The 17,446-nt window shown below is 60.1% G+C and carries 22 protein-coding genes and 2 tRNA genes; 14 read left to right on the top strand and 10 right to left on the bottom strand.

Annotation, left to right across the window (positions count from 1 at the left end; translation table 11 throughout):
- Nucleotides 1-3: 3 nt before the first annotated feature.
- A complete protein-coding gene (locus DMR_RS03450) occupies nt 4-627 on the bottom strand; it encodes an HAD family hydrolase (protein WP_043599996.1) in 624 nt (207 codons plus the stop codon).
- Between the two features lie 141 nt (nt 628-768).
- Nucleotides 769-859, bottom strand: a tRNA-OTHER gene (locus DMR_RS03445).
- A 117-nt stretch (nt 860-976) separates the two neighbouring features.
- On the opposite strand from DMR_RS03445, the gene DMR_RS03440 reads away from it, so the two are divergent.
- The 10 genes from DMR_RS03440 (at nt 977) to DMR_RS03405 (ending at nt 8,308) form a co-directional block, all read left to right on the top strand.
- On the top strand, nt 977-2,248 hold the full coding sequence (locus DMR_RS03440; protein WP_081429566.1) for a tyrosine-type recombinase/integrase: 1,272 nt from the start codon (nt 977-979) through the stop codon (nt 2,246-2,248).
- A gap of 18 nt (nt 2,249-2,266) precedes the next feature.
- Nucleotides 2,267-2,407 carry a hypothetical protein gene (locus DMR_RS25010; RefSeq protein WP_012750282.1) on the top strand — a complete coding sequence of 47 codons (141 nt, stop codon included), beginning with the start codon at nt 2,267-2,269 and terminating at the stop codon, nt 2,405-2,407.
- A gap of 253 nt (nt 2,408-2,660) precedes the next feature.
- Nucleotides 2,661-2,876, top strand: a complete 216-nt coding sequence (locus tag DMR_RS03435) for a hypothetical protein (protein ID WP_043599993.1) — start codon at nt 2,661-2,663, stop codon at nt 2,874-2,876.
- Nucleotides 2,869-3,138 carry a hypothetical protein gene (locus DMR_RS03430; RefSeq protein ID WP_012750281.1) on the top strand — a complete coding sequence of 90 codons (270 nt, stop codon included), beginning with the start codon at nt 2,869-2,871 and terminating at the stop codon, nt 3,136-3,138. The genes DMR_RS03435 and DMR_RS03430 overlap by 8 nt, the downstream gene beginning before the upstream one ends.
- A 201-nt stretch (nt 3,139-3,339) precedes the next feature.
- Nucleotides 3,340-3,597, top strand: coding sequence for a hypothetical protein (locus DMR_RS03425; protein WP_043599991.1), 258 nt, complete (start codon nt 3,340-3,342; stop codon nt 3,595-3,597).
- A 392-nt stretch (nt 3,598-3,989) separates the two neighbouring features.
- The gene (locus tag DMR_RS03420) at nt 3,990-4,286 is read left to right on the top strand and encodes a hypothetical protein (protein ID WP_043599989.1); all 297 of its coding nucleotides are present in this window, start codon (nt 3,990-3,992) and stop codon (nt 4,284-4,286) included.
- Nucleotides 4,287-4,484: 198 nt separating this feature from the next.
- Complete coding sequence (locus DMR_RS03415; protein ID WP_158304237.1) at nt 4,485-6,791, top strand: AAA family ATPase; 2,307 nt, start codon at nt 4,485-4,487, stop codon at nt 6,789-6,791.
- Between the two features lie 359 nt (nt 6,792-7,150).
- Nucleotides 7,151-7,552: a hypothetical protein gene (locus DMR_RS03410; RefSeq protein ID WP_012750279.1), complete on the top strand. Its 402-nt coding sequence runs from the start codon at nt 7,151-7,153 to the stop codon at nt 7,550-7,552.
- A gap of 1 nt (nt 7,553) precedes the next feature.
- Nucleotides 7,554-7,841, top strand: coding sequence for a hypothetical protein (locus DMR_RS24215; protein WP_148208347.1), 288 nt, complete (start codon nt 7,554-7,556; stop codon nt 7,839-7,841).
- A 17-nt stretch (nt 7,842-7,858) separates the two neighbouring features.
- Nucleotides 7,859-8,308 (top strand): hypothetical protein, encoded by a 450-nt coding sequence (locus tag DMR_RS03405; protein WP_043599983.1) that lies wholly within the window; start codon nt 7,859-7,861, stop codon nt 8,306-8,308.
- A gap of 378 nt (nt 8,309-8,686) precedes the next feature.
- Here DMR_RS03405 and DMR_RS03400 read toward each other — a convergent pair whose 3' ends face one another.
- The 4 genes from DMR_RS03400 to DMR_RS03390 form a co-directional block, all read right to left on the bottom strand.
- On the bottom strand, nt 8,687-8,899 hold the full coding sequence (locus DMR_RS03400) for a hypothetical protein (protein ID WP_012750278.1): 213 nt from the start codon (nt 8,897-8,899) through the stop codon (nt 8,687-8,689).
- Between the two features lie 307 nt (nt 8,900-9,206).
- Nucleotides 9,207-9,425, bottom strand: coding sequence for a hypothetical protein (locus DMR_RS25190; protein WP_012750277.1), 219 nt, complete (start codon nt 9,423-9,425; stop codon nt 9,207-9,209).
- An 85-nt stretch (nt 9,426-9,510) separates the two neighbouring features.
- A complete protein-coding gene (locus DMR_RS25005) occupies nt 9,511-9,684 on the bottom strand; it encodes a hypothetical protein (RefSeq protein ID WP_012750276.1) in 174 nt (57 codons plus the stop codon).
- A gap of 3 nt (nt 9,685-9,687) precedes the next feature.
- On the bottom strand, nt 9,688-9,900 hold the full coding sequence (locus DMR_RS03390) for a hypothetical protein (RefSeq protein WP_012750275.1): 213 nt from the start codon (nt 9,898-9,900) through the stop codon (nt 9,688-9,690).
- A gap of 143 nt (nt 9,901-10,043) precedes the next feature.
- Between DMR_RS03390 and DMR_RS03385 the strand changes: the two genes are divergently transcribed.
- On the top strand, nt 10,044-10,223 hold the full coding sequence (locus DMR_RS03385) for a hypothetical protein (protein ID WP_148208346.1): 180 nt from the start codon (nt 10,044-10,046) through the stop codon (nt 10,221-10,223).
- A gap of 648 nt (nt 10,224-10,871) precedes the next feature.
- Here the strand turns inward: DMR_RS03385 and DMR_RS03380 are convergent.
- The 4 genes from DMR_RS03380 to DMR_RS03365 all read right to left on the bottom strand — a co-directional run bounded on the left by DMR_RS03380 (nt 10,872) and on the right by DMR_RS03365 (nt 12,083).
- A complete protein-coding gene (locus DMR_RS03380; RefSeq protein ID WP_012750274.1) occupies nt 10,872-11,054 on the bottom strand; it encodes a hypothetical protein in 183 nt (60 codons plus the stop codon).
- A 4-nt stretch (nt 11,055-11,058) separates the two neighbouring features.
- Complete coding sequence (locus DMR_RS03375; RefSeq protein ID WP_012750273.1) at nt 11,059-11,265, bottom strand: hypothetical protein; 207 nt, start codon at nt 11,263-11,265, stop codon at nt 11,059-11,061.
- Between the two features lie 87 nt (nt 11,266-11,352).
- Complete coding sequence (locus DMR_RS03370; RefSeq protein ID WP_012750272.1) at nt 11,353-11,754, bottom strand: bacteriohemerythrin; 402 nt, start codon at nt 11,752-11,754, stop codon at nt 11,353-11,355.
- 242 nt (nt 11,755-11,996) lie between these two features.
- Nucleotides 11,997-12,083: transfer RNA gene (locus tag DMR_RS03365), tRNA-Leu, on the bottom strand.
- A gap of 218 nt (nt 12,084-12,301) precedes the next feature.
- Between DMR_RS03365 and DMR_RS03360 the strand changes: the two genes are divergently transcribed.
- The 3 genes from DMR_RS03360 (at nt 12,302) to DMR_RS03350 (ending at nt 17,343) form a co-directional block, all read left to right on the top strand.
- The gene (locus DMR_RS03360) at nt 12,302-13,621 is read left to right on the top strand and encodes an alkaline phosphatase family protein (RefSeq protein ID WP_012750271.1); all 1,320 of its coding nucleotides are present in this window, start codon (nt 12,302-12,304) and stop codon (nt 13,619-13,621) included.
- A 48-nt stretch (nt 13,622-13,669) separates the two neighbouring features.
- Entirely contained in the window at nt 13,670-14,938 is a 1,269-nt protein-coding gene (locus DMR_RS03355; protein ID WP_012750270.1) for a glycosyltransferase family 87 protein, read from the top strand.
- A 185-nt stretch (nt 14,939-15,123) separates the two neighbouring features.
- On the top strand, nt 15,124-17,343 hold the full coding sequence (locus tag DMR_RS03350) for an ATP-dependent helicase (RefSeq protein ID WP_012750269.1): 2,220 nt from the start codon (nt 15,124-15,126) through the stop codon (nt 17,341-17,343).
- Nucleotides 17,344-17,446: the final 103 nt, after the last annotated feature.

Here is a 17,446-nt window from a genome sequence, read left to right as displayed (position 1 = left end):
ATCTCAGCCGATCCCCAGGTAGCCAAGGATGCCCTGGAGGGAATTGACGACATGCCCATTCTCGCCCTGGAGCGAGGCGGCCTTTCGATCAAGCCATAGGGCGTGAAGCCCGAGATCGCGGGGAGCCTGATAGTCGTTTTGCAACGAATCACCGACCATGAGGAGTTCCTCTGGGGCACAGCCGAGCCTTTCCCAGGCATACCGGTAGATGGGGACCTCTGGCTTGCGCGCGCCGACCTCGTAGGAAAAGGCGCGAACATCCGGTTCAAAGGGCAGAAGCTCAAGACATGACGCGCCATAGGGCTGAGCGAGGTTGGAGACTACCGCGATTTTGACGCCATGCTCCCGGAGCGTCTCCAGCGTTTGCGCCACCTCGGGGAAAAGGCACACGGAGTCCGTTTCCTTGGCCACTTGCGCTTCCAGGAGAGCGGTTTCCTCCCTGGACAAACCGGCTTCCCCGGCGAATTCCGCCAAGGAAACATCCCGCGTCATGATGGCTTGATAGCAATCGACCGCCCCTTTCTCCCATCGCTTCATAATCGAACGGTAAGGGAGCCGGGGGGATTCGATGTGACACAAGGTGCCGAAAGCGTCGAAAAGCACGCCTTTGATGTGCCGTGGCTCCATGCTCGTCTCCCGGGCACCAACCCTGGGTAAACGGGGTTTTCCAGACGCGAATCCCTGAACCATTTCCTGGAGCGAGTGGAGCAAAAAATCAAGACAACGGAAAATGGGTTACTGACTGTGTCAGTAACCCATTGAAATTTTTGGTGCCCGAGGCCGGAATCGAACCGGCACGTCCCGAAGAACAAGGGATTTTAAGTCCCTTTTTTGCCGTTTCACGGGGTTTCACTCGCCCTCCCTAGAAATTGAAAAAACCTTGACCTGACGGTGACAAAGCTCTATTTCTCTTTCACTGGTTTTCATCAGAGTCCACCCCCCTTCAGCTTAAAAGTGGGGAGAGAGTGGGGAGAGGATGTCGCCAGGGATTTTCAAAAAGGGGTTCCAGCGCATGGCCGTCACCTGGATAAAGACCAACTTCCCCGGTGTCCGTTACTATGAACACGCCGCCCGCAAGCATGGCGTCCAGCGGGACCGATATTTTGCCATCCGTTTCCAGACCGAAGGCAAACGCCGCGAAGAGGGACTTGGATGGGCAAGTGAAGGCTGGACAGCGGCCAAGGCAGCCCAAACCCTGGCAGACCTCAAGAAAGCCGCCACGACGGGAGAAGGCCCGGCCACCCTGGCCGAGAAGCGTGAACTGGCCGAGGCCCGGCGCAAGGCCGAACAGACCGCCATGGAGCGTGATGCCCGGCAAGGCGTGATCTTCGATGCCTTTTGGCAAGATGACTACGTGATTGCCCTCCGCAACCGGGTCAAGCCCGAGTCATATCAAAAGGAAGAGGCTCACTTCAAATTCTGGCTGTCCCCTACCCTCGGCAAACTGCCCTTGCGCGAAATCACCGAAGCCGACCTTGAGCGCGTCCAGGACAAGATCAGGGCCGCCGGCCTGTCCGACCGATCCCACGAGTACATCATGGGCACGTTCCGCCGCGTCTGGAAGCACGCCTTCAAGCGCAAGATCGTGGCCGTGGAGTGCCCCGTGGGCAAGCTGGACATCCCCAAGCCCGTCAACACCCGGCTCCGCGTCCTGACCCCGGAAGAGATTCAAGCTCTTCTGGCGGAACTGGCGACCGTGGACCAGACTGCCCACGATCTGACCGTCTTTGCGCTGCTCACTGGTTGCCGGGCCTCCGAGGCGTTCAAGCTGCGATGGGAAAACGTGGACTTCGTGCGCGAGGCCGCCCTTTTCCCCGAGACGAAGAACCGCGAACCCCGCGAAGTCTTCCTTGCCGCCGACGTGCTGGATATGCTGAAGCGCCGAGGCCCCGGCCGCCCTGGCGAGTACGTCTTCACCAAGCGCGACGGCACGCCCTACGACGCCGCCCCGTCCTCTTTCAAGACGGCCCTGGAACGCCTCGGTTTCAACGAAGGGCGTGCTCTGCGTGACCGGGCCACGTTCCACAATCTTCGGCACTCTGCCGCCACCTACGCGGCCAGACGCGGCGTCCCGGTCAAGGACATGCAGACCATTTTCGGCTGGAAGACCCCGAGCATGGTTTTCCGCTACGCCAAGGGCAGCGAGGATGTGCAGCGCCGGGCCATGAAGGGACTTGCCAGCGCGTTCATGGAAGACAAGGGCGGGAAGGTGGTTCCGTTCCCGGCCGAGAAGGTGTCGGGCGAATAATCGGGCAGGACCCAAACCATGGACCAATCCGACCTCTTGCGCGTCATCTATCTGGTGCTTCTCCTGGCGGCCATCGTCGCCATGCGCTGGTGGCCGGGACTGAATCACCGGAAGTTCGATTGGTGGCTGTTCAAGGGCGAAGATAAGCGAGATAAATAAGCAATTTCACCATGCTGGGCAGACAGAAAGAGCAGTATGGCCGTATTGCCCACAGAAGGCCTCCTGGCGCGTTTTTGTCCACAGGGTGACCGAACTATGGGCCGAGGCCCAAAAGCCCGCCAGCGGGCAGCGTGTAGCGTCGGATTTGATTGAGAGGCCGCCGAATGGCGGCGGCACAGATAAAAAACGGCCAAGCCGTGGGAACGCGATTCCCACAGCCCGGCCTAACCCTTCAGACCCCAGGAGGTCCGAAATGGCTGACCAAGTCTTAAACCCGATCCATCCCGTCTGCCAACCCGTATTCGACCGCGTCACCGACCTGACCGCGACCGTGCAGATCCTGCGCCTCTTGGCCGAAACGGATGACGAGCAGGACGCCCACCGTGCCGCCAGATATCTCGGGGCCGCTGTCGCCATGGCCGCCGAGGACATCAGCGCCATGACCCGCCAGGAGGCCGCCAATGTCTAGCGCCATCACCCTCGACGCCGATCAGGCCCGGAAGCTTCGCCGCAAGCTCGACAGCGCCATGTACCGAGTAGACGCCGCCCAGCGGGCCATCATGGGCCTTGGGGCGCTGCTGAAAACGGCCTTGCCCGATCCTACCGGCGACGGGTTGCGGGTGCTCCTCGACCTGTTGGCCGACGATCTGGACGGGGCTGAGCACCAGCTGGATCTCGTTTTCGAGGGCGTCGGCGGCCAGCATACCGAAGAAGGCTACCGCCTCAGTTAAGCCAGGACCGCACCTACGACATGAACGCCAGGGGGCGGTGCCGGCCATGCGGTCGGTGCCGCCCTTTTTCGTTGCGCGTTGCGCAAGCCAACAAAAAACTTTCCCCCGACGGGCGGCTGACCAGTACCATTCGCAGGCGTTTGGGTGCTAGGTTCTCCAGGCCACCCACGTGAAGGGCTGTGCGACCAAGGAGAAACACAAATGAATCCCGATAGCTCCGACGATTTCTTTGCGACTGCCCGCCGTGAATGGCCACCGGTATTCGGCGTGGCCGCGCTCCGAGAACTTGCGCCAGGGATCATCGCACCGGGCTCGGTGCACAACGCAATCTCGCTGGGCATCGGACCGCCCAACCGCAAGGTCAACTCCCGCGTCATTTTGGAGCGCGACAGCTTTCTGTCGTGGCTGCTCAACCGCCCGCGCGTCAGCAAGCGCGGCGGCAAGAACGCTGGCGAGTAATCGTGAACGCTCAAAAGATGGACGCCGCCTATTGCCCCCGCCCAGGCGGCGTCCATCGAAGCAGTCAGTTTCGCCGCCGATAGCCGAACACCGCCCCGCCGTCTCCTCCACACCGACCGTCCGCAGCTTCCAAGTCAAGTCCCTGCTACTCTTACGCCCCATCGGCAAACTCTTGCTCAGCTGAAAATTTCCGCAACACGAGAAATATCTCTCGCGCTGCGGGCCGTCTCTGTTCACGAATTACCCATTTGAAATGAAAGGGAAACTGAAGGCCGGAAGAGGCGACAAGCGGCGTGAAGGCGGAACTAAAACGCCGATAAATAACGATTTTTCACGGCAGTTGACTCTTTGGCTGTCTCGTCGGATTACTCGGGCCAGAGGAGGAGAAAACGATGCGGAACGAGATCAATGTGCGGTTGGCACAGGCAAAGGCGCACCCGATAAAGCAGCTTTTACGGAAGAGCGGTGTGCCACAATACCAGTTTGCTCTGGCGCTTGGCTGGTCGGAAACAAAGACTTGGAGAAAGCTTGCTGGATACCTGCCGTTCACGGCTGAGGAAGAGCAACGCGCATATCGTTTAATTTCTGGTGATGTGTCCAGAGCAGCAGAGACAAATGACCGCAACGTCCAAAAGTACGGCGATGTTTGCCAGGACCAACAGATCCACGCCGACCGCGTGGCCAGCTAAATGAAAAAGCCCCCGGTCGCACATACCGGGGGCTTCAAAAATGGGGCGGGTACAACCACCAGACGCAAGGTGAATGTACCTGCTCCAAGACACAGAGTCAAGGAGCAAAACATGTTGAATTGTGAATCCAGCCAGGACGTTACAGAAATCGAAATCACAACAGCGAGCACATGCCGAGAGTGGAACTGGACTCGGCGTATGAAGATGAGACCCGATCAACTCGGCAAGGTCTTAACCACAAGCAAGGTCGGCACCAAGGATGGCGACTGCTTCATCTTAGGCACTCTGTCAGGGTCTAAACGAACCGCTGCCAACATCGAGATGATGTATTGCGCCGGAAAGGACTTCGACAGTGGCGACCGCTTCGCCGATGGAGTCGCTGCTGCCGAAAGAGTTGGTGCCCAATGCTGGGTCTACACCACCCACTCGAACAAAAAGACAGAAACCGAAGTAAACCTTGAGGCCTGGGATAAGTTCCTTAAGTCCCGTCCTGGCGCTACAGTGTCCGAATTCCTCCGCGAGCATCACGGCCTGCGCCCTTGGGTCGTTGAAGGCGCGGAGTTCATCGGGGATGAAATCGCCGCGCCTGATGGACGCCGCACCCGGATTGCCCGGCACCAGCCATGCGAAAAATTCCGGCTGGTGTGGCCGCTGGCCAAGCCTTGGCGTCGGTCTGACTACAGCACCCTGGCCGAGGCGAAGGCGTCTTGGAAAGCCATCCACGCAGGGCTGACCCAGGCGCTGGGACTCGAGGATGACCCCACCGGCTGGGAACTGGCGCGCCTTTTTTACCCCCCGCGCCGGCCGGCAGAGGACTCGCCTTTCGAGTGCCGCGGGCTACCCGGGCCGGGTCTCGACGTGGCCAGCCTGCCTGTCGTGGAAGTGAAGGTGGAAACCGAGGTCGAACCGGAGTTCACCCCGAGCGGCGAGGCGTCGGACTACCAGCGGGCCGAGGCCCAGCGGATCTTGACGCTCGCCTGCGCCAGGATCGCGGAAAGCGCCCCCGGCCAGCAGCACAGTACCCGACTCCGCGAAGCGCGACTGGTCGGCGGCTACCTCTGGGCACTCGATCCCAACGAGGCCGTGGAGGCGCTGCAATCAGCGGTCATCGAGAGCGGTGCCGGGGATGTCGATGCCGCCATGCGGACCGTCAAGGACGGTCTGCGCTACGGACAGGCCAAGCTCCTGCCCATCGAAGACGAACTTTCCCCTGCGGAGCGCCACGCCGCCGCCATCGAGGCCTTCAAGGAAATCCTCGAGCAGATCGAAGCCGAGGGGGCCAAGGAAACCGGGCCTGACGATTCCTTGGTGAAACTGACCAAGGACAGGCTCCGCGCCGGGCGCTTTCTGGACGCCGCCCCACCACCGCTGAAATTCATCGTCGACGGTGTCCCCGAGAACGCCGTAGCCATCCTGGGCGGTCCGGAAGCCAGCCTGAAAACGGCCTTTGCCGTCAGTCTCGGCCTCGCCGTGGCGACAGGGCTACCGCTCACGAAGGGCATCCTCGAACCCATGACCCAAGGCCCGGTGCTTTTCATCGTGGCCGAAGACTCCGAGGCAGTAGTTCACAACAAGCTGCACGCCCTTTTCGAGGCTCAGCGGGCTGCCACTGTTGGCTTCGATGACGACCCGGCCCTGTCGGGCTGGCCGGAATATGAGAGGCGCTTTCGCGAAGACGTTTACGTCATGACCCGAGCTGATGTTGGCGGGCCGATCCACCTGGGCCTTCCCGAGAAAAACGACGTGCTCAAGGCCACGCCGCTTTTCGACCAGATATTGCGGGTGTCCAAGAGCATCGAAGGCCTGAAGCTGGTCGTGATCGACACGAGAAGCCGGGCTTGGCCTGGGGAGGAAAACTCGAACACCTTGGCCGCTCAGGTGATTTCCCAGGCCGAGCGCATCTGCGACGCCACCGGGGCGGCTGTCGTCCTGATACACCACGTTTCCAAGGCAGCCCTCCCTAGCCCGAACAGAAGAAGCGACAACAAGGACTCGTGGAAAGCGGCCCTGGACACTGCTGCTTTGCGCGGAGGAGTCGCCTTGGTGAACAACTCCCGGGGCGGCATCATGATGGCAAAGGTGCCGGCGGCCGTGGCCAAACGCCTGGGTCACGCCGGGGATCAGCCCCTGGCCTGCCTGCGGGTCGACAAAAACAGCTACGGCGTCGAGGGCTGGGAGGTCTTCATGGCCAGGACCGAGGGCGGCGGTGTGCGACACTTCCAACCGGCCAAAGGTGGGGCCGATCCGGGTGCTGTCGAGCAGGCCATAAATGTTGTGGTGGATGACATCCGGCAGTGCCAGCAGGAAGGCCGCCGTTTTACCAGCCGCGAACTCAAGCGCGACCGCGCGGCTATTTACAAAGAAAAACTCGGAAAGGCGACCCAGGCCGTTATTCAGTCCGCTCTCGCTGAGGCCATCCATCGAGGCCTGCTTGTCGAGGAAGCCGGCGTCGGTGGCAATGGACACAAGACAAAATATCTCACGGCGGTGGAGGTGACCGCCTGATGAAACTGCGCGCGGACACCTCATGCGAGGTGCTTCAGCGCCAAAACAGCGCCAGAGTTAGTAGCGCCACTCTGGCGCTGTTTTTAAAATTGGCGCTGTATCTTCAGTTATTTCGGAATGTTACGAAGCGCCAGAAATTTAGCGCCAAAAAAGGGCCTGGCGCTAAAAAGTTCAATGATTTCAGTCAGCGCGCAGCGCCAAAAATTCTCCCCTACGGGGAAGCCCCTTCGGCTGGCGCTGCTCGCGCCGCGCGGCCTTCGCTCCCTGGGTCGGTCCCAACGGGGAAATGTTTCTAGGGATCTTCTTGAACCGAGGGCTGACCAGACTGAGGCCGCCCGCAAAACGCCAAGGAGGGCAAAATGCCGACCACAATCCTGCAAGCCAACGTCATCGAGCGTGCGCTCAACGAAGCCGCCCGGCCATTCTTCTCCCATACGAGCCGGGACATCGACCCAACGAAATTCAAAAAGTCGGATGTCCCACATTGGGAGGGAGGCGCTATCAGTTGGGAAGAACTGGTCGAGATCGAACCGGATCTGCGCTGGATGCTTCAAGCCATCAAATTGATCCGCCGCCCCAAAGCACCGGCGTCATTTTGTGCCAACAGAATTTGGTACTGTTGTTTCAAGCCCCGGCTGTTGCAGCTTGTCGGCCACTCCTGCCGCCGCAAGAACTCGGCCCTGCGCTCCAGCGCGGCATACGACACCGCCTACCAAAAGCTCTACAACGCCTTGCCCGACTGCCGGAATTGCGGGTGTTGACATGGATAAGAAGGCGAAAGAAATCCAAGTCATCATGTCTTATCGCAACGCCGCCCTGATGAAAGCCGGTGTTAAAGATATTTTCTGCGGGGAATGCATCTATTTCCGGAATGGTGGTGATCAATACGGCGGTTGTGTCCGCAGACCTCCAGATCGTGAAGGCTGGCCGACTGTAAGGCGTTCTGATCGTTGTGGCGAATGGGAGCAGAAAATCTACACAGACTGCCCGTGTACGGATGATTACTACCAGAGATACGAGCAGACCGAGTTAACTGCTGAAGACTTGTAGGCCAAAGGAGGTTCTGTATGGCTGCCAAGACCAAGAATAAGCCCGCCGTGCCTGGATTCGACGGCCCGAGGAAGACCGCGCTGGAATCCATCCGCCTGCATTGCGTCCAGTGCCAGGGCGGATCGTTTGCCCTGGTCGCGGATTGCTCGTCCAAGGATTGCCTGTTTTACCCGTACCGGTCAGGATCAATCGAACCGGGCGCGTCCAGGCGGTTGCTCAAGGTCATCAGGAGCTATTGCGACACATGCGCCCCGGGCGGGAATGTGGCCGGCTGCACGGCGGGCCGGTGCTATTTGGACTTGTCGGCGTGCCCGATTTGGCCTTTCCGGTCTGGCCGGTCCCCGTACTACTCCGCCGAGGTCCGGGAGCAACGACGGGCGCGGGCTATTTCCCTCTTCGGCAACACCACACAGGAGGGCGATAGCGCCCCGAATTTCAACGAAAACACCCCGACCCATACTTCGTAGCCAGCCGGTCGCCATAGGCTGATAAAAAAGGAGCTATTGGCATGGCGTCAGAAGAGGCCGAAAAATACTTTCTAAAACAAACAGTTTGCCAAACTAAGTATTTTCGGTTTCGGCCCGGTCTCATTGCGGCCAGGACGGCATTGACGGCGATAATTATCTCCTCTGGTCGTTACTTATCGCCAAGTAGCGATATTTATCTCTCCTCCCCACAGTGGCCTAAACGCTTGGGACTCTTTGAGAAGATAATATCTTTGCGGGTGAGATAAATAACTTTTGGACCGGCGGCAAAGTTGAGAAATCTCGACTTTCGAGGATCATTCGCGTCATGCGCCTTAAGCCTGTTTTCTGTTCCGCTGCTCCCCAAACCCCAGACACTATCTATCTGGCCACCCGGCGCTCTGCGAACTCTTCCGCCCACTCAAGTGCTTCTTCGCGGGTGATCGGGTCGCCTGACGAACAGACCTTGGTGAAGCTGGAAAAGGTCTTGGGCGAGAGTTCTTCCATCTTGTCGCCCACCATGAGGAACAACTTAAACGCCTTCCTGTCGAAAGCGAAAGCCTTGTCGGCCCACTCCAAGTATTCAATTGCCATGATCGCACCTCCTTCCAGGGCTGTGTCTGGACGCCGCCCGGCACTGCAAGCGCCCGGAATTACTCAAAGCTAACGAATCGTTAGGTTTGGAAGTGCCGCCTCGCGGGCGCTCCTTGGCTTCAGCGAGGTGGTATTCCAGCGCCCTGGCTGCGACCATGCTCCGCTGCGCCTCCTGGCGTCATTATTTATCTTTCCTCCCCACAGTGGCCTAACGGCCTGGGACAATTTGAGAAGATAATTTCTTTGCGGGGTGAGATAAATAACTTTTAGCCCGGCGGCAAAGTTCAGAATCGTGAACTTTCGAGGATCAGCCACGTCCTCGCCTACAGGACTCCAGATCCACGTCCAGATATTCCCCGATCAACGCCAGCATGTCGTGCCAGGACGGCACGTCCATGCCGCGTTGCCGCAGTTCCCGGGCGTGATCCTCGAGGCCGGCTTTCCGCAAGGCGACGACGGCAGCAAGGTGCAGGTCGTACATGCTGGCGAACTGGCCGATGTGGATGGAGAAGATGGGCTTAGTCATGGTCGGAACCATCTCCTACGGGCCATGATGGCCAAGCCGATCAGCATGACGATGCCCTGGCAGAGGTAGGCAAGTGCCCGGCGCATCAATGCCATTGGGTCCGGTCGAGCAGGCCGCGCCGGCTGAGCTCACCTTCCTTGTGCCGGTCAAAGCGGAAGTCGCCATGGACGCTGCCGGGCCTGTGTTTGGCCTTCATGACGAAGATCGCCGCCGCGGCCAGGACAGCCCCCGCCAGGGCGGCAGCGATAATCCATTCCATGGTCTACTCAACCTTCCCGAAGATCGCTTCGACCAGGATGTCGGCTTCAACTTCGCGGTAAATGGCGTCGATGGCTTCGTCTGGGAAGTAGTCGAGGCCAGCCTCCCATTGCTCCCGGCTCAGACCGGACTTGGCCCAAGGGCGTTTTGCTTCGTACTGCTTGCGCGTCATGCGAAGCCTTGCCCAGGGCTTCTCTTTCTTCAACTGCTCGAACATGGCGACGCAGTATCACTGCGGCCTGTTGCGTTCAAGCCCTGTCTTTCGTAGGCAAGGCCATAGCCACGATGTTCGACCCGTTATCCTGGTTGGCGTCAAAGGGCGCAGTCGCCACCCTGGATGACGCCGGGGAAGTCCGGCTCTTGTTCGAACAGTACATGCCCAGGCCGATGCGGGAGCGGATCAGGCGCGTGGTCACGCCCTACATGGCCCTGCTCAAACTTCAGCTGGACGTGCCGCCGGGGACGCGGCCGAGGACCGTGCAGCAATTGGTGGCGGCTGGGCGGCTGAAGCTCGTGGCCGGGCAGTATCGGTTGGGGTGAGGTGGAGCCCGGTTTTCGATCACGGCCTGCGGCTTGCGTCCACAGCGGTGGTGCGGCCTCTCCGCGTGCGCTCTTCATTTAATAAACCGGAGGGCGCGGTGGTGGCGGCGGCCCCATGGGCACACACTCCCCAAATCGCCAAGCCATGTACGGCGGGCAAAGGGGCGGCACACGAGGGTCATTCGGCCAGCACCCACGCGGCCCCTCCCAGTGGTAACCCATCGGGCAAGGCGGCGGACCTCCCGGCCCAGGGCCATAGCCAGGACCGGGAAAAGGTTGCGCAAGCCCTAAGCCCGTCGAGGTACATACGAACGCTACCGACGCCAGGATCATCATGAAGACACTGCGCGGCATGAGCGAACCCCTTGCTGGTTAAGATGGTGACGCTACCCTATGAGCACTTCCACAAAAGCCATGATGTGCCGAACAGAGTCCTCGTCTGTTGTGGCGGACATCAACCTCGAATTTAACTCCATAGCGTTCGAATAATCGCCAGAGGCAAGTAATGCGTCCAGGGCATCGGACGCCAATTGATTCACCTTAGTTCCGTCAGCGGCGCGCACAACGGGTTTTTCCATGCTTGCGACGGTATCATATTGTCGAGGAGTCGCAAGGATGAGTTTGGATTTTGCCTGGGCCTCGGCCCTATCAATGCCACTTCGTCCGGTCGATGAGGCCGCGCTTGCCCAACTCACTTTCCTTGTAGCCGTCGGAGTCGAAACGCCCAGCCACCGGCGGCGACCTCCTGCGCTTGGCTCGAAGGATCGTGACGGTCACAGCCGCGCCGATGACGATGCCGGCGATGATGACGCCAAGGGTGAAGAGGTCCATGCGGCTATCCTCGAATGGTGATGTCCAGATCAACGTACTCGGCCACCAGCAGGGCCAAGGACCGCCAGCACGTCACACCGTGGCCCCGGCGCAGCAGTTCCCGCGCCTGGGTGTTTTGCCCTGCCCGGCGAAGGACGGCGGCGGCAGCCAGGAGAAAGCGCCGTTCGCGTTGGTCGGCATGAAGGCGAATCGCCAGGACGGGTTTGGTCATGCTCCACGATAACAGGCCCGCGCTGTCCTCGCCACCGTGGGGAAGCAAAATCACGACAGGCGCAGAGGCTTGTGACGTGGCTTAAGTCTACGAGTCACGAGAAAGGCACTGCCCGATCATTTTATCTTTGATTGAGATGTGGGTCACAAGCCACGAGGACAACCAATTGAGAATTTCAATATCAAGGGCTGACGTATCTTCTCGCGCTTTTATGGCAAGGGCGTCGAGGGTCGCGACAAACTTCTCATGCTCGTGCTTATGGTCATTGTAGTGAGGGAAGTTGTGCTTTCGCATCAGTACTTCCTCTTCATCAAAGTGAAACAAAGTATATTTGTATAGGTCAAGGAGCAAGAGCTTCAAATTTGCCTTGTCCCCACTGCCTAGGGCGATGTCGTAAAGTTTGGTTGTCAATTCGAAAAGCCGTTTATGTTGTGTGTCGATCAGATCGTGGCCGATGCAAAGATCGTTGTCCCATTGGATGACCGACATAAATTCTCCACTGCTTTGCGCGTTGCGCTATTCGGATGGCAATCTCCATTCAATATAGCACGAGAGAGCTTTTGGCGTCCATGGCCTGGAAGCGGTAGAAGCGGGGGCGCGGGCCTCGACTCGTTGTCCCCCACGGAGGAGTAGGTTTTGATAAGTGGGGAGAGAGTGGGGAGAAAACAACCTCCCAAAAAACAAAAGGTCGCGTCCGGCCGTCTTCAACCGTCGCAACCTCTTGGTTTTATTGGTGCCCGAGGCCGGAATCGAACCGGCACGTCCCGAAGAACAAGGGATTTTAAGTCCCTGGCGTCTACCAGTTCCGCCACTCGGGCACTGAAACCCGTTTCTTGCCCCGAATCCCGCGCCGCGTCAATTCCGACGCCACGCCGCCCACGACAATCACCCGACCACGGCCTTCCCGGCCGTTCGCCCAAGGCCAAAGCCTCGCCGCACGCAACAACCGCAGACCAGCAGGACATTGCCCGCCGCTGCTTGGCAGACCCCTCTCGCGCGTAGCCAGCCGGCCCCTTTCCTGCTACACCTCCCCACCATGTCGCAGCCACGCAAACGCACGGTCGTCCTCGGTCTCGACGGGCTTCCCCGCACCCTGGCCCAAAGCCTGGCCGCCACCGGCCGGCTGCCCAACCTCGCCCGCCTGCTCGCCATCGACGCGGCAAGCATCGAGGCCGAACTGCCCGAACTCTCGCCCGTCAACTGGACGAGCTTTTTGACCGCCGCCAATCCCGGCCGCCACGGCGTCTATGGCTTTGTCGGCATCGACCCGGCCAGCTATCGCCTGGGGCCCGTGGACGCCTCAACCATTGCCGCGCCCACTCTCATGACCCGCGCCACCCAGGCCGGACTGGTCGCCAAGCTGGTCAACATCCCCTGCGCCGCGCCGGTTTCGCCGCTGCGCGGGGCCATCATCGCCGGCTTTCCCGAGATCGACCTCGGCCGGGCCGTGTATCCGCCGGAGCTGGCGCAAAATCTGAAACTGGCCGGCTACCGCATCGAGGCCGACACCACCAAGGGCGCGGCCGATTTCGATACACTTGCCCGGGAACTGCGGACCACCCTGGCCTCGCGCCGGGCCGCCCTGGAAATGCTCTGGACCGGCGGCGACTTCGATCTGTTCATGATCGTCTTGACCGAAACCGACCGGCTGTTCCATTTCTTCTTCCCGGCCGTGGCCCGGCCCGAGCATCGCCTTCACGGCCCGGCCCTGGATCTCCTGGCCGACTGGGACAAGGTGATCGGGCTGGTTCTGGACCGCTACGAAGCCCTGCCCGAACCCAAGCGTTTTTTCGCCCTGGCCGACCACGGCTTCACTGAACTCGAAACCGAGTTCGACCTCAACGTCTGGCTGGCCGGCAAGGGGCTTTTGCGCCTCGAACCCGGGGCCACCGGCGAATACGACGCCCGCATCGTGCCCCACCACACCGCCGCCTTCGCCCTGGACCCGGGGCGGGTCTATATCAATATCAAAGAGCGCTTCGCCCGGGGCGTTTTCCACGAACACGTGGCCGAAAAGCTGGCCGAGGACCTGCGCGGCGAACTGCTGGCCATCGTCCACGACGGCCGTCCATTGATGGAAGCCGTGCGCCTGCGCGGCGAGATCTACGCCGGCCCGCAAGTCCGCCGCGCCCCGGACGTCGTGTGCGTGCCCCGGCCGGGCGTCAGCCTCACGGCCAAATTCAACCGCGCCGAGCTGACCGGGCACTACGGCCGGTTTGGCTGCCACAGCCCGCACGACGCGCTGTGGTGCGACTCCGAAGGCTCCCGCCCGCAGCGCACCTCCGACGCCGGGGCCGTGGTCGCCGCTTCCCTCGGTCTGCCCCTGAACGATCTTGAGGCAATGAGGCCCATTTAACCACCCGGCCGCACATCCTCTCTTCCCGAAGTCAAATGGACCGCATGCATGCAATTTGAGCGAAAAATAACCCTCGTCAATTTTAAAAATGCTTTCCTCATTTTTGTCTTGGCATACTTAACGATTCACACGTTATCTTTCATGGTCAACAGGTGGCAATGCAACGATTTCAATCACTACTACACATCAAGCCTCATGCTGAGCCAGGGCGTAAACCCATATGTGACACCGCTGAAACCCCTTATGGATCTCCTCAAGATGTACCACGACAGCGGTATCCCCTACGCCACGAATCCACCCCCCCTCATCTATTTGTTCATGCCCTTTGCACAATACGACCCATTGGCGGCGTTCAATTTATGGTCTACCCTACAACTCCTTTGTTTCGCGGCAAACCTGTACCTCGTAAGAAAAATCATCAACAACAAGTATTTCAATTCGATATTTCTGGAATTCACATGTCTCTTCGCCGCCTCCTTCCCTGTTTTCCTGCACTTCATCTCTGCGCAAGTTCAATTCCTCATTCTGCTTTTCATTTATCTGGCCTACCTTCTCTTTACGCAAAAAAAATACGCTCTCACGTTTCTTTTGCTCGCCACGGCGGGAGCGATAAAAATCTATCCGCTTTTCCTTGCCCCATGGTTCCTGCTCCGCGCCCAGTGCACGCTCTCTCGAAAAGCTCTCCATGCCCTCCTGATGGTTTCGTGGATCGCCTTTTTAGGCTACCTGACTGACCTTAATTTGTGGCGTGATTTTTTTCAATTTTCCACGCCGATCATCAAAAACTACATCATCGGCAAGGGCTGGAACTACGGCATCCCTTCATTCATTGGACATCTTGGCGTTTTTTTTGAATTCAACAAACTATTCAACTCCAACATCGACAAATTGACCACCACGGCAGATGTATTTGGCATATTAGCTCTCGCACTTTGCTTTATTTACATTTTGCGAAATAAACTTTCTCTCGTCACAGAATTTTCACTTGTTTTAATTTTTATGCTCTTGGCAACACCGAGCTGTTGGGCGCATTACGTCGTCGCCGCGATGCTTCCCATCGCTGTCATCATCACAAACATTCACCGCAACGGATCTTTTTCGCAAAAATGCGCACTAGGCCTCGCCCTGTTTTTCCTACTCATCGATGTCAGCGTATATGCGACAAAAAGCAGCATGATCGCCTACTTCACCTGCCTTCACATGCCTCTCTTTTCAATGCTCGCATTAGCCTATCTTCTCATAAGAACAGATTCGCCTGCGTTGCATGACACTGATTGTCCTCACATGCCCTCTTTCGCTAAGGCATGCGCACCCTAAACAAACTGATCACCACCTGTTGCAGGGATCTGGAAATCGGCATGCGCCGACCTCCCCCGGACATACCGCGACCAGCGCCCTAACGCGACAGCCACATAGCCACATGGCCAGCCTGCTCCGCGACACACGATCAGCGGCCAAACAGCCGCCGCAGGCGGGAACCTCGTACCCCAACAACGAAAATCATGGACTGCACAAACGAACTGAACCCCGCCCAGCTTGAGGCCGTCAGCACCACCGAAGGGCCGGTCCTGGTCATCGCCGGCGCCGGCAGCGGCAAGACCCGCACCATTGTCTACCGTCTGGCCCATCTGGTGCTCAAGGGCGTGGAGCCGGCCTCCATCCTGCTTTTGACCTTTACCCGCAAGGCCGCCCAGGAGATGCTGACCCGGGCCGGGCTGCTCTTGGCCCTTGGGGCCCAAGGCATCTCGGGCGTGGCCGGCGGCACCTTCCACGCCTTTGCCTTTGCCGCGCTGCGCCGCTACAGCGAGGCCGCCGGTTTTCCCGGCGGCTTCACCTGCCTCGACGCCGCCGACTGCGAGGACATCCTCGGCCAGTGCAAGGACCGGCTGGGCCTGGGCAAGGGCGACCGGTCGTTTCCCCGCAAATCGGCCATCCTGGGCCTGCTCTCCAAGGCCCGCAACAAGGAGTTGGAAGTCGGCGACGTCATCGCCCGGGAAGCCTTTCACCTGCTGCCCTACGCCGAGGCCATCACGAGCCTTGGACAGGCCTACGGCGCGTTCAAGGCCGAGCACAATCTCCTCGACTACGACGACCTGCTCTTCACCCTGGAGCGGCTCCTGGCCGACCCCGCCGGCCCCGGCGCGCTCATTCGCGCCCGTCACAGCCATGTCATGGTCGATGAGTATCAGGACACCAACAAGGTCCAGGCCAGGCTTACGCGCCTTCTTGCCCCGGAAGGCGGCAACGTCATGGCCGTGGGCGACGATGCCCAATCCATCTACGCCTTTCGCGGCGCGTCGGTGGACAACATCCTGGATTTCCCGAGCCTGTTCCCGGGCACCAAGCTCATCAAGCTGGAACGCAACTACCGCTCCACCCAGCCCATTTTGAATCTCACCAACGCCGTGCTGGCCGGAGCCGGACGCAAGTTCGAAAAACATCTCTTCACCACCCGCGAGGACGGCCCCCAGCCCCAGTGCATGCGGCCCTTTTCCGACCTCACCCAGGCGTCCATGGTGGCGGCCAAGGTCAAGGAACTCTCGGCCACCTTCCCGCTGCATGAGATCGCCGTGCTGTTTAGGGCCGGCTACCAGTCCTACGCCCTGGAAGTGGAGCTCGGCAAAGCCGGCATCCCCTTCCAGAAGTACGGCGGCCAGAAATTCTCCGAAGCCGCTCACATCAAGGACGTGCTGGCCTACCTGCGTCTGGCCCGCAACACGGCCGACTTTCCGGCCTGGTCCCGGGTGCTGGCCTTCGTGCCGGGCATCGGCCCCAAAACGGCCACCAGGATCTTCGAGGCCATCCGGGCCGGCGACCGGGCGATGCTCGGCAAGATGGCGGCCAAATCGGGCGAATTCAAGGCGCTGATCGAATTTCTCGACGCCCTGCGCGCCCTGCCGCCCTCGCCCCAGGAGCTGCTCTCCAAGGTCATTGAGGCCTATGCCCCGCTTTTGACCGAAAGATACCCCGACGACTATCCGCGCCGCCAGGCCGGCCTAGACCAGCTCGAACAGATCGCCGCCGCCTACGCCGACCTCGACGCCTTCCTGGCCGACCTTGTCCTGGAAAACCCGGACGAGGACCGCAAAAAGGCCCGCGAAGGCCATCTGGTGCTGTCCACGGTCCACTCCTCCAAGGGCCTGGAATGGTCGGCCGTGCTCATTATCGATCTGGTGGACGAACGTTTCCCCTCGCGCCACGCCCTGTCCCGGGCCGAGGACCTGGAAGAGGAACGCCGGCTGCTCTACGTGGCCTGCACCCGCGCCCGGGACTATCTCGGGCTTTTTTCCCCGGAGACGCTTTACCAGCGCCAGGGAGGCGGCTGCGCCCCAGCCATGCCGAGCATTTTTCTGCGCGAACTGCCCCAGGGCTTGCTGGCCGAGCGCCGCGAACGCCTGGGGGGCTCCGGCGCGGCCAGCTTTGCCTGCCCCGCGCCCACGGCCGCCAGTTCCTCCGCCCAATCCTTCACGCGCCAGCCCATGCGCCGGGCCACCTCGGCCCCGCTCTCGGCCCGGCTGCCGGCCCGGGAGGACGCCCCGGCCCCGCGCCCGGCCCCGGACCCGTCGACGCTGGGCTATTGCCGCCACAAGATTTTCGGGCGCGGCAAGGTCATCGGCGTCCTGGACGACGGCAAATACCGGGTCAATTTTCCCAATTTCGGCCCCAAGGTGATCCTGGCCGCCTTTTTGGAAATGGAGGGCGCCGCCTCCCCCGAGGCCTGACCGTCCGCGTAGTGTCGCGTCCGCGAAAAGCGTATAGGATATTTTGTAGTCAACGAGCTAAAACCATTTTTTTCTTAAAAAATACTCTCGTATTTTTTAAGGA

The sequence above is a fragment of the Solidesulfovibrio magneticus RS-1 genome (assembly GCF_000010665.1).
In the GTDB taxonomy this organism is placed as follows: Bacteria; Desulfobacterota; Desulfovibrionia; order Desulfovibrionales; family Desulfovibrionaceae; genus Solidesulfovibrio; species Solidesulfovibrio magneticus.
Note: the sequence above shows the minus strand (reverse complement) of the source record. Positions and strands in the feature narration are given on the sequence as shown.

What these genes read in the sequence shown, in the direction of transcription:
- DMR_RS25005 (WP_012750276.1), bottom strand. Translation starts at nt 9,684, where the DNA reads ATGGAATGGATTATCGCTGCCGCCCTGGCGGGGGCTGTCCTGGCCGCG.
- DMR_RS03355 (WP_012750270.1), top strand. Translation starts at nt 13,670, where the DNA reads ATGCAATTTGAGCGAAAAATAACCCTCGTCAATTTTAAAAATGCTTTC.
- DMR_RS03435 (WP_043599993.1), top strand. Translation starts at nt 2,661, where the DNA reads ATGGCTGACCAAGTCTTAAACCCGATCCATCCCGTCTGCCAACCCGTA.
- DMR_RS25190 (WP_012750277.1), bottom strand. Translation starts at nt 9,425, where the DNA reads ATGACTAAGCCCATCTTCTCCATCCACATCGGCCAGTTCGCCAGCATG.
- DMR_RS03390 (WP_012750275.1), bottom strand. Translation starts at nt 9,900, where the DNA reads ATGTTCGAGCAGTTGAAGAAAGAGAAGCCCTGGGCAAGGCTTCGCATG.
- DMR_RS03410 (WP_012750279.1), top strand. Translation starts at nt 7,151, where the DNA reads ATGCCGACCACAATCCTGCAAGCCAACGTCATCGAGCGTGCGCTCAAC.
- DMR_RS03350 (WP_012750269.1), top strand. Translation starts at nt 15,124, where the DNA reads ATGGACTGCACAAACGAACTGAACCCCGCCCAGCTTGAGGCCGTCAGC.
- DMR_RS03360 (WP_012750271.1), top strand. Translation starts at nt 12,302, where the DNA reads ATGTCGCAGCCACGCAAACGCACGGTCGTCCTCGGTCTCGACGGGCTT.
- DMR_RS25010 (WP_012750282.1), top strand. Translation starts at nt 2,267, where the DNA reads ATGGACCAATCCGACCTCTTGCGCGTCATCTATCTGGTGCTTCTCCTG.
- DMR_RS03405 (WP_043599983.1), top strand. Translation starts at nt 7,859, where the DNA reads ATGGCTGCCAAGACCAAGAATAAGCCCGCCGTGCCTGGATTCGACGGC.
- DMR_RS03430 (WP_012750281.1), top strand. Translation starts at nt 2,869, where the DNA reads ATGTCTAGCGCCATCACCCTCGACGCCGATCAGGCCCGGAAGCTTCGC.
- DMR_RS03440 (WP_081429566.1), top strand. Translation starts at nt 977, where the DNA reads ATGTCGCCAGGGATTTTCAAAAAGGGGTTCCAGCGCATGGCCGTCACC.
- DMR_RS24215 (WP_148208347.1), top strand. Translation starts at nt 7,554, where the DNA reads ATGGATAAGAAGGCGAAAGAAATCCAAGTCATCATGTCTTATCGCAAC.
- DMR_RS03415 (WP_158304237.1), top strand. Translation starts at nt 4,485, where the DNA reads ATGAAGATGAGACCCGATCAACTCGGCAAGGTCTTAACCACAAGCAAG.
- DMR_RS03450 (WP_043599996.1), bottom strand. Translation starts at nt 627, where the DNA reads ATGGAGCCACGGCACATCAAAGGCGTGCTTTTCGACGCTTTCGGCACC.
- DMR_RS03425 (WP_043599991.1), top strand. Translation starts at nt 3,340, where the DNA reads ATGAATCCCGATAGCTCCGACGATTTCTTTGCGACTGCCCGCCGTGAA.
- DMR_RS03375 (WP_012750273.1), bottom strand. Translation starts at nt 11,265, where the DNA reads ATGACCAAACCCGTCCTGGCGATTCGCCTTCATGCCGACCAACGCGAA.
- DMR_RS03400 (WP_012750278.1), bottom strand. Translation starts at nt 8,899, where the DNA reads ATGGCAATTGAATACTTGGAGTGGGCCGACAAGGCTTTCGCTTTCGAC.
- DMR_RS03380 (WP_012750274.1), bottom strand. Translation starts at nt 11,054, where the DNA reads ATGGACCTCTTCACCCTTGGCGTCATCATCGCCGGCATCGTCATCGGC.
- DMR_RS03370 (WP_012750272.1), bottom strand. Translation starts at nt 11,754, where the DNA reads ATGTCGGTCATCCAATGGGACAACGATCTTTGCATCGGCCACGATCTG.
- DMR_RS03420 (WP_043599989.1), top strand. Translation starts at nt 3,990, where the DNA reads ATGCGGAACGAGATCAATGTGCGGTTGGCACAGGCAAAGGCGCACCCG.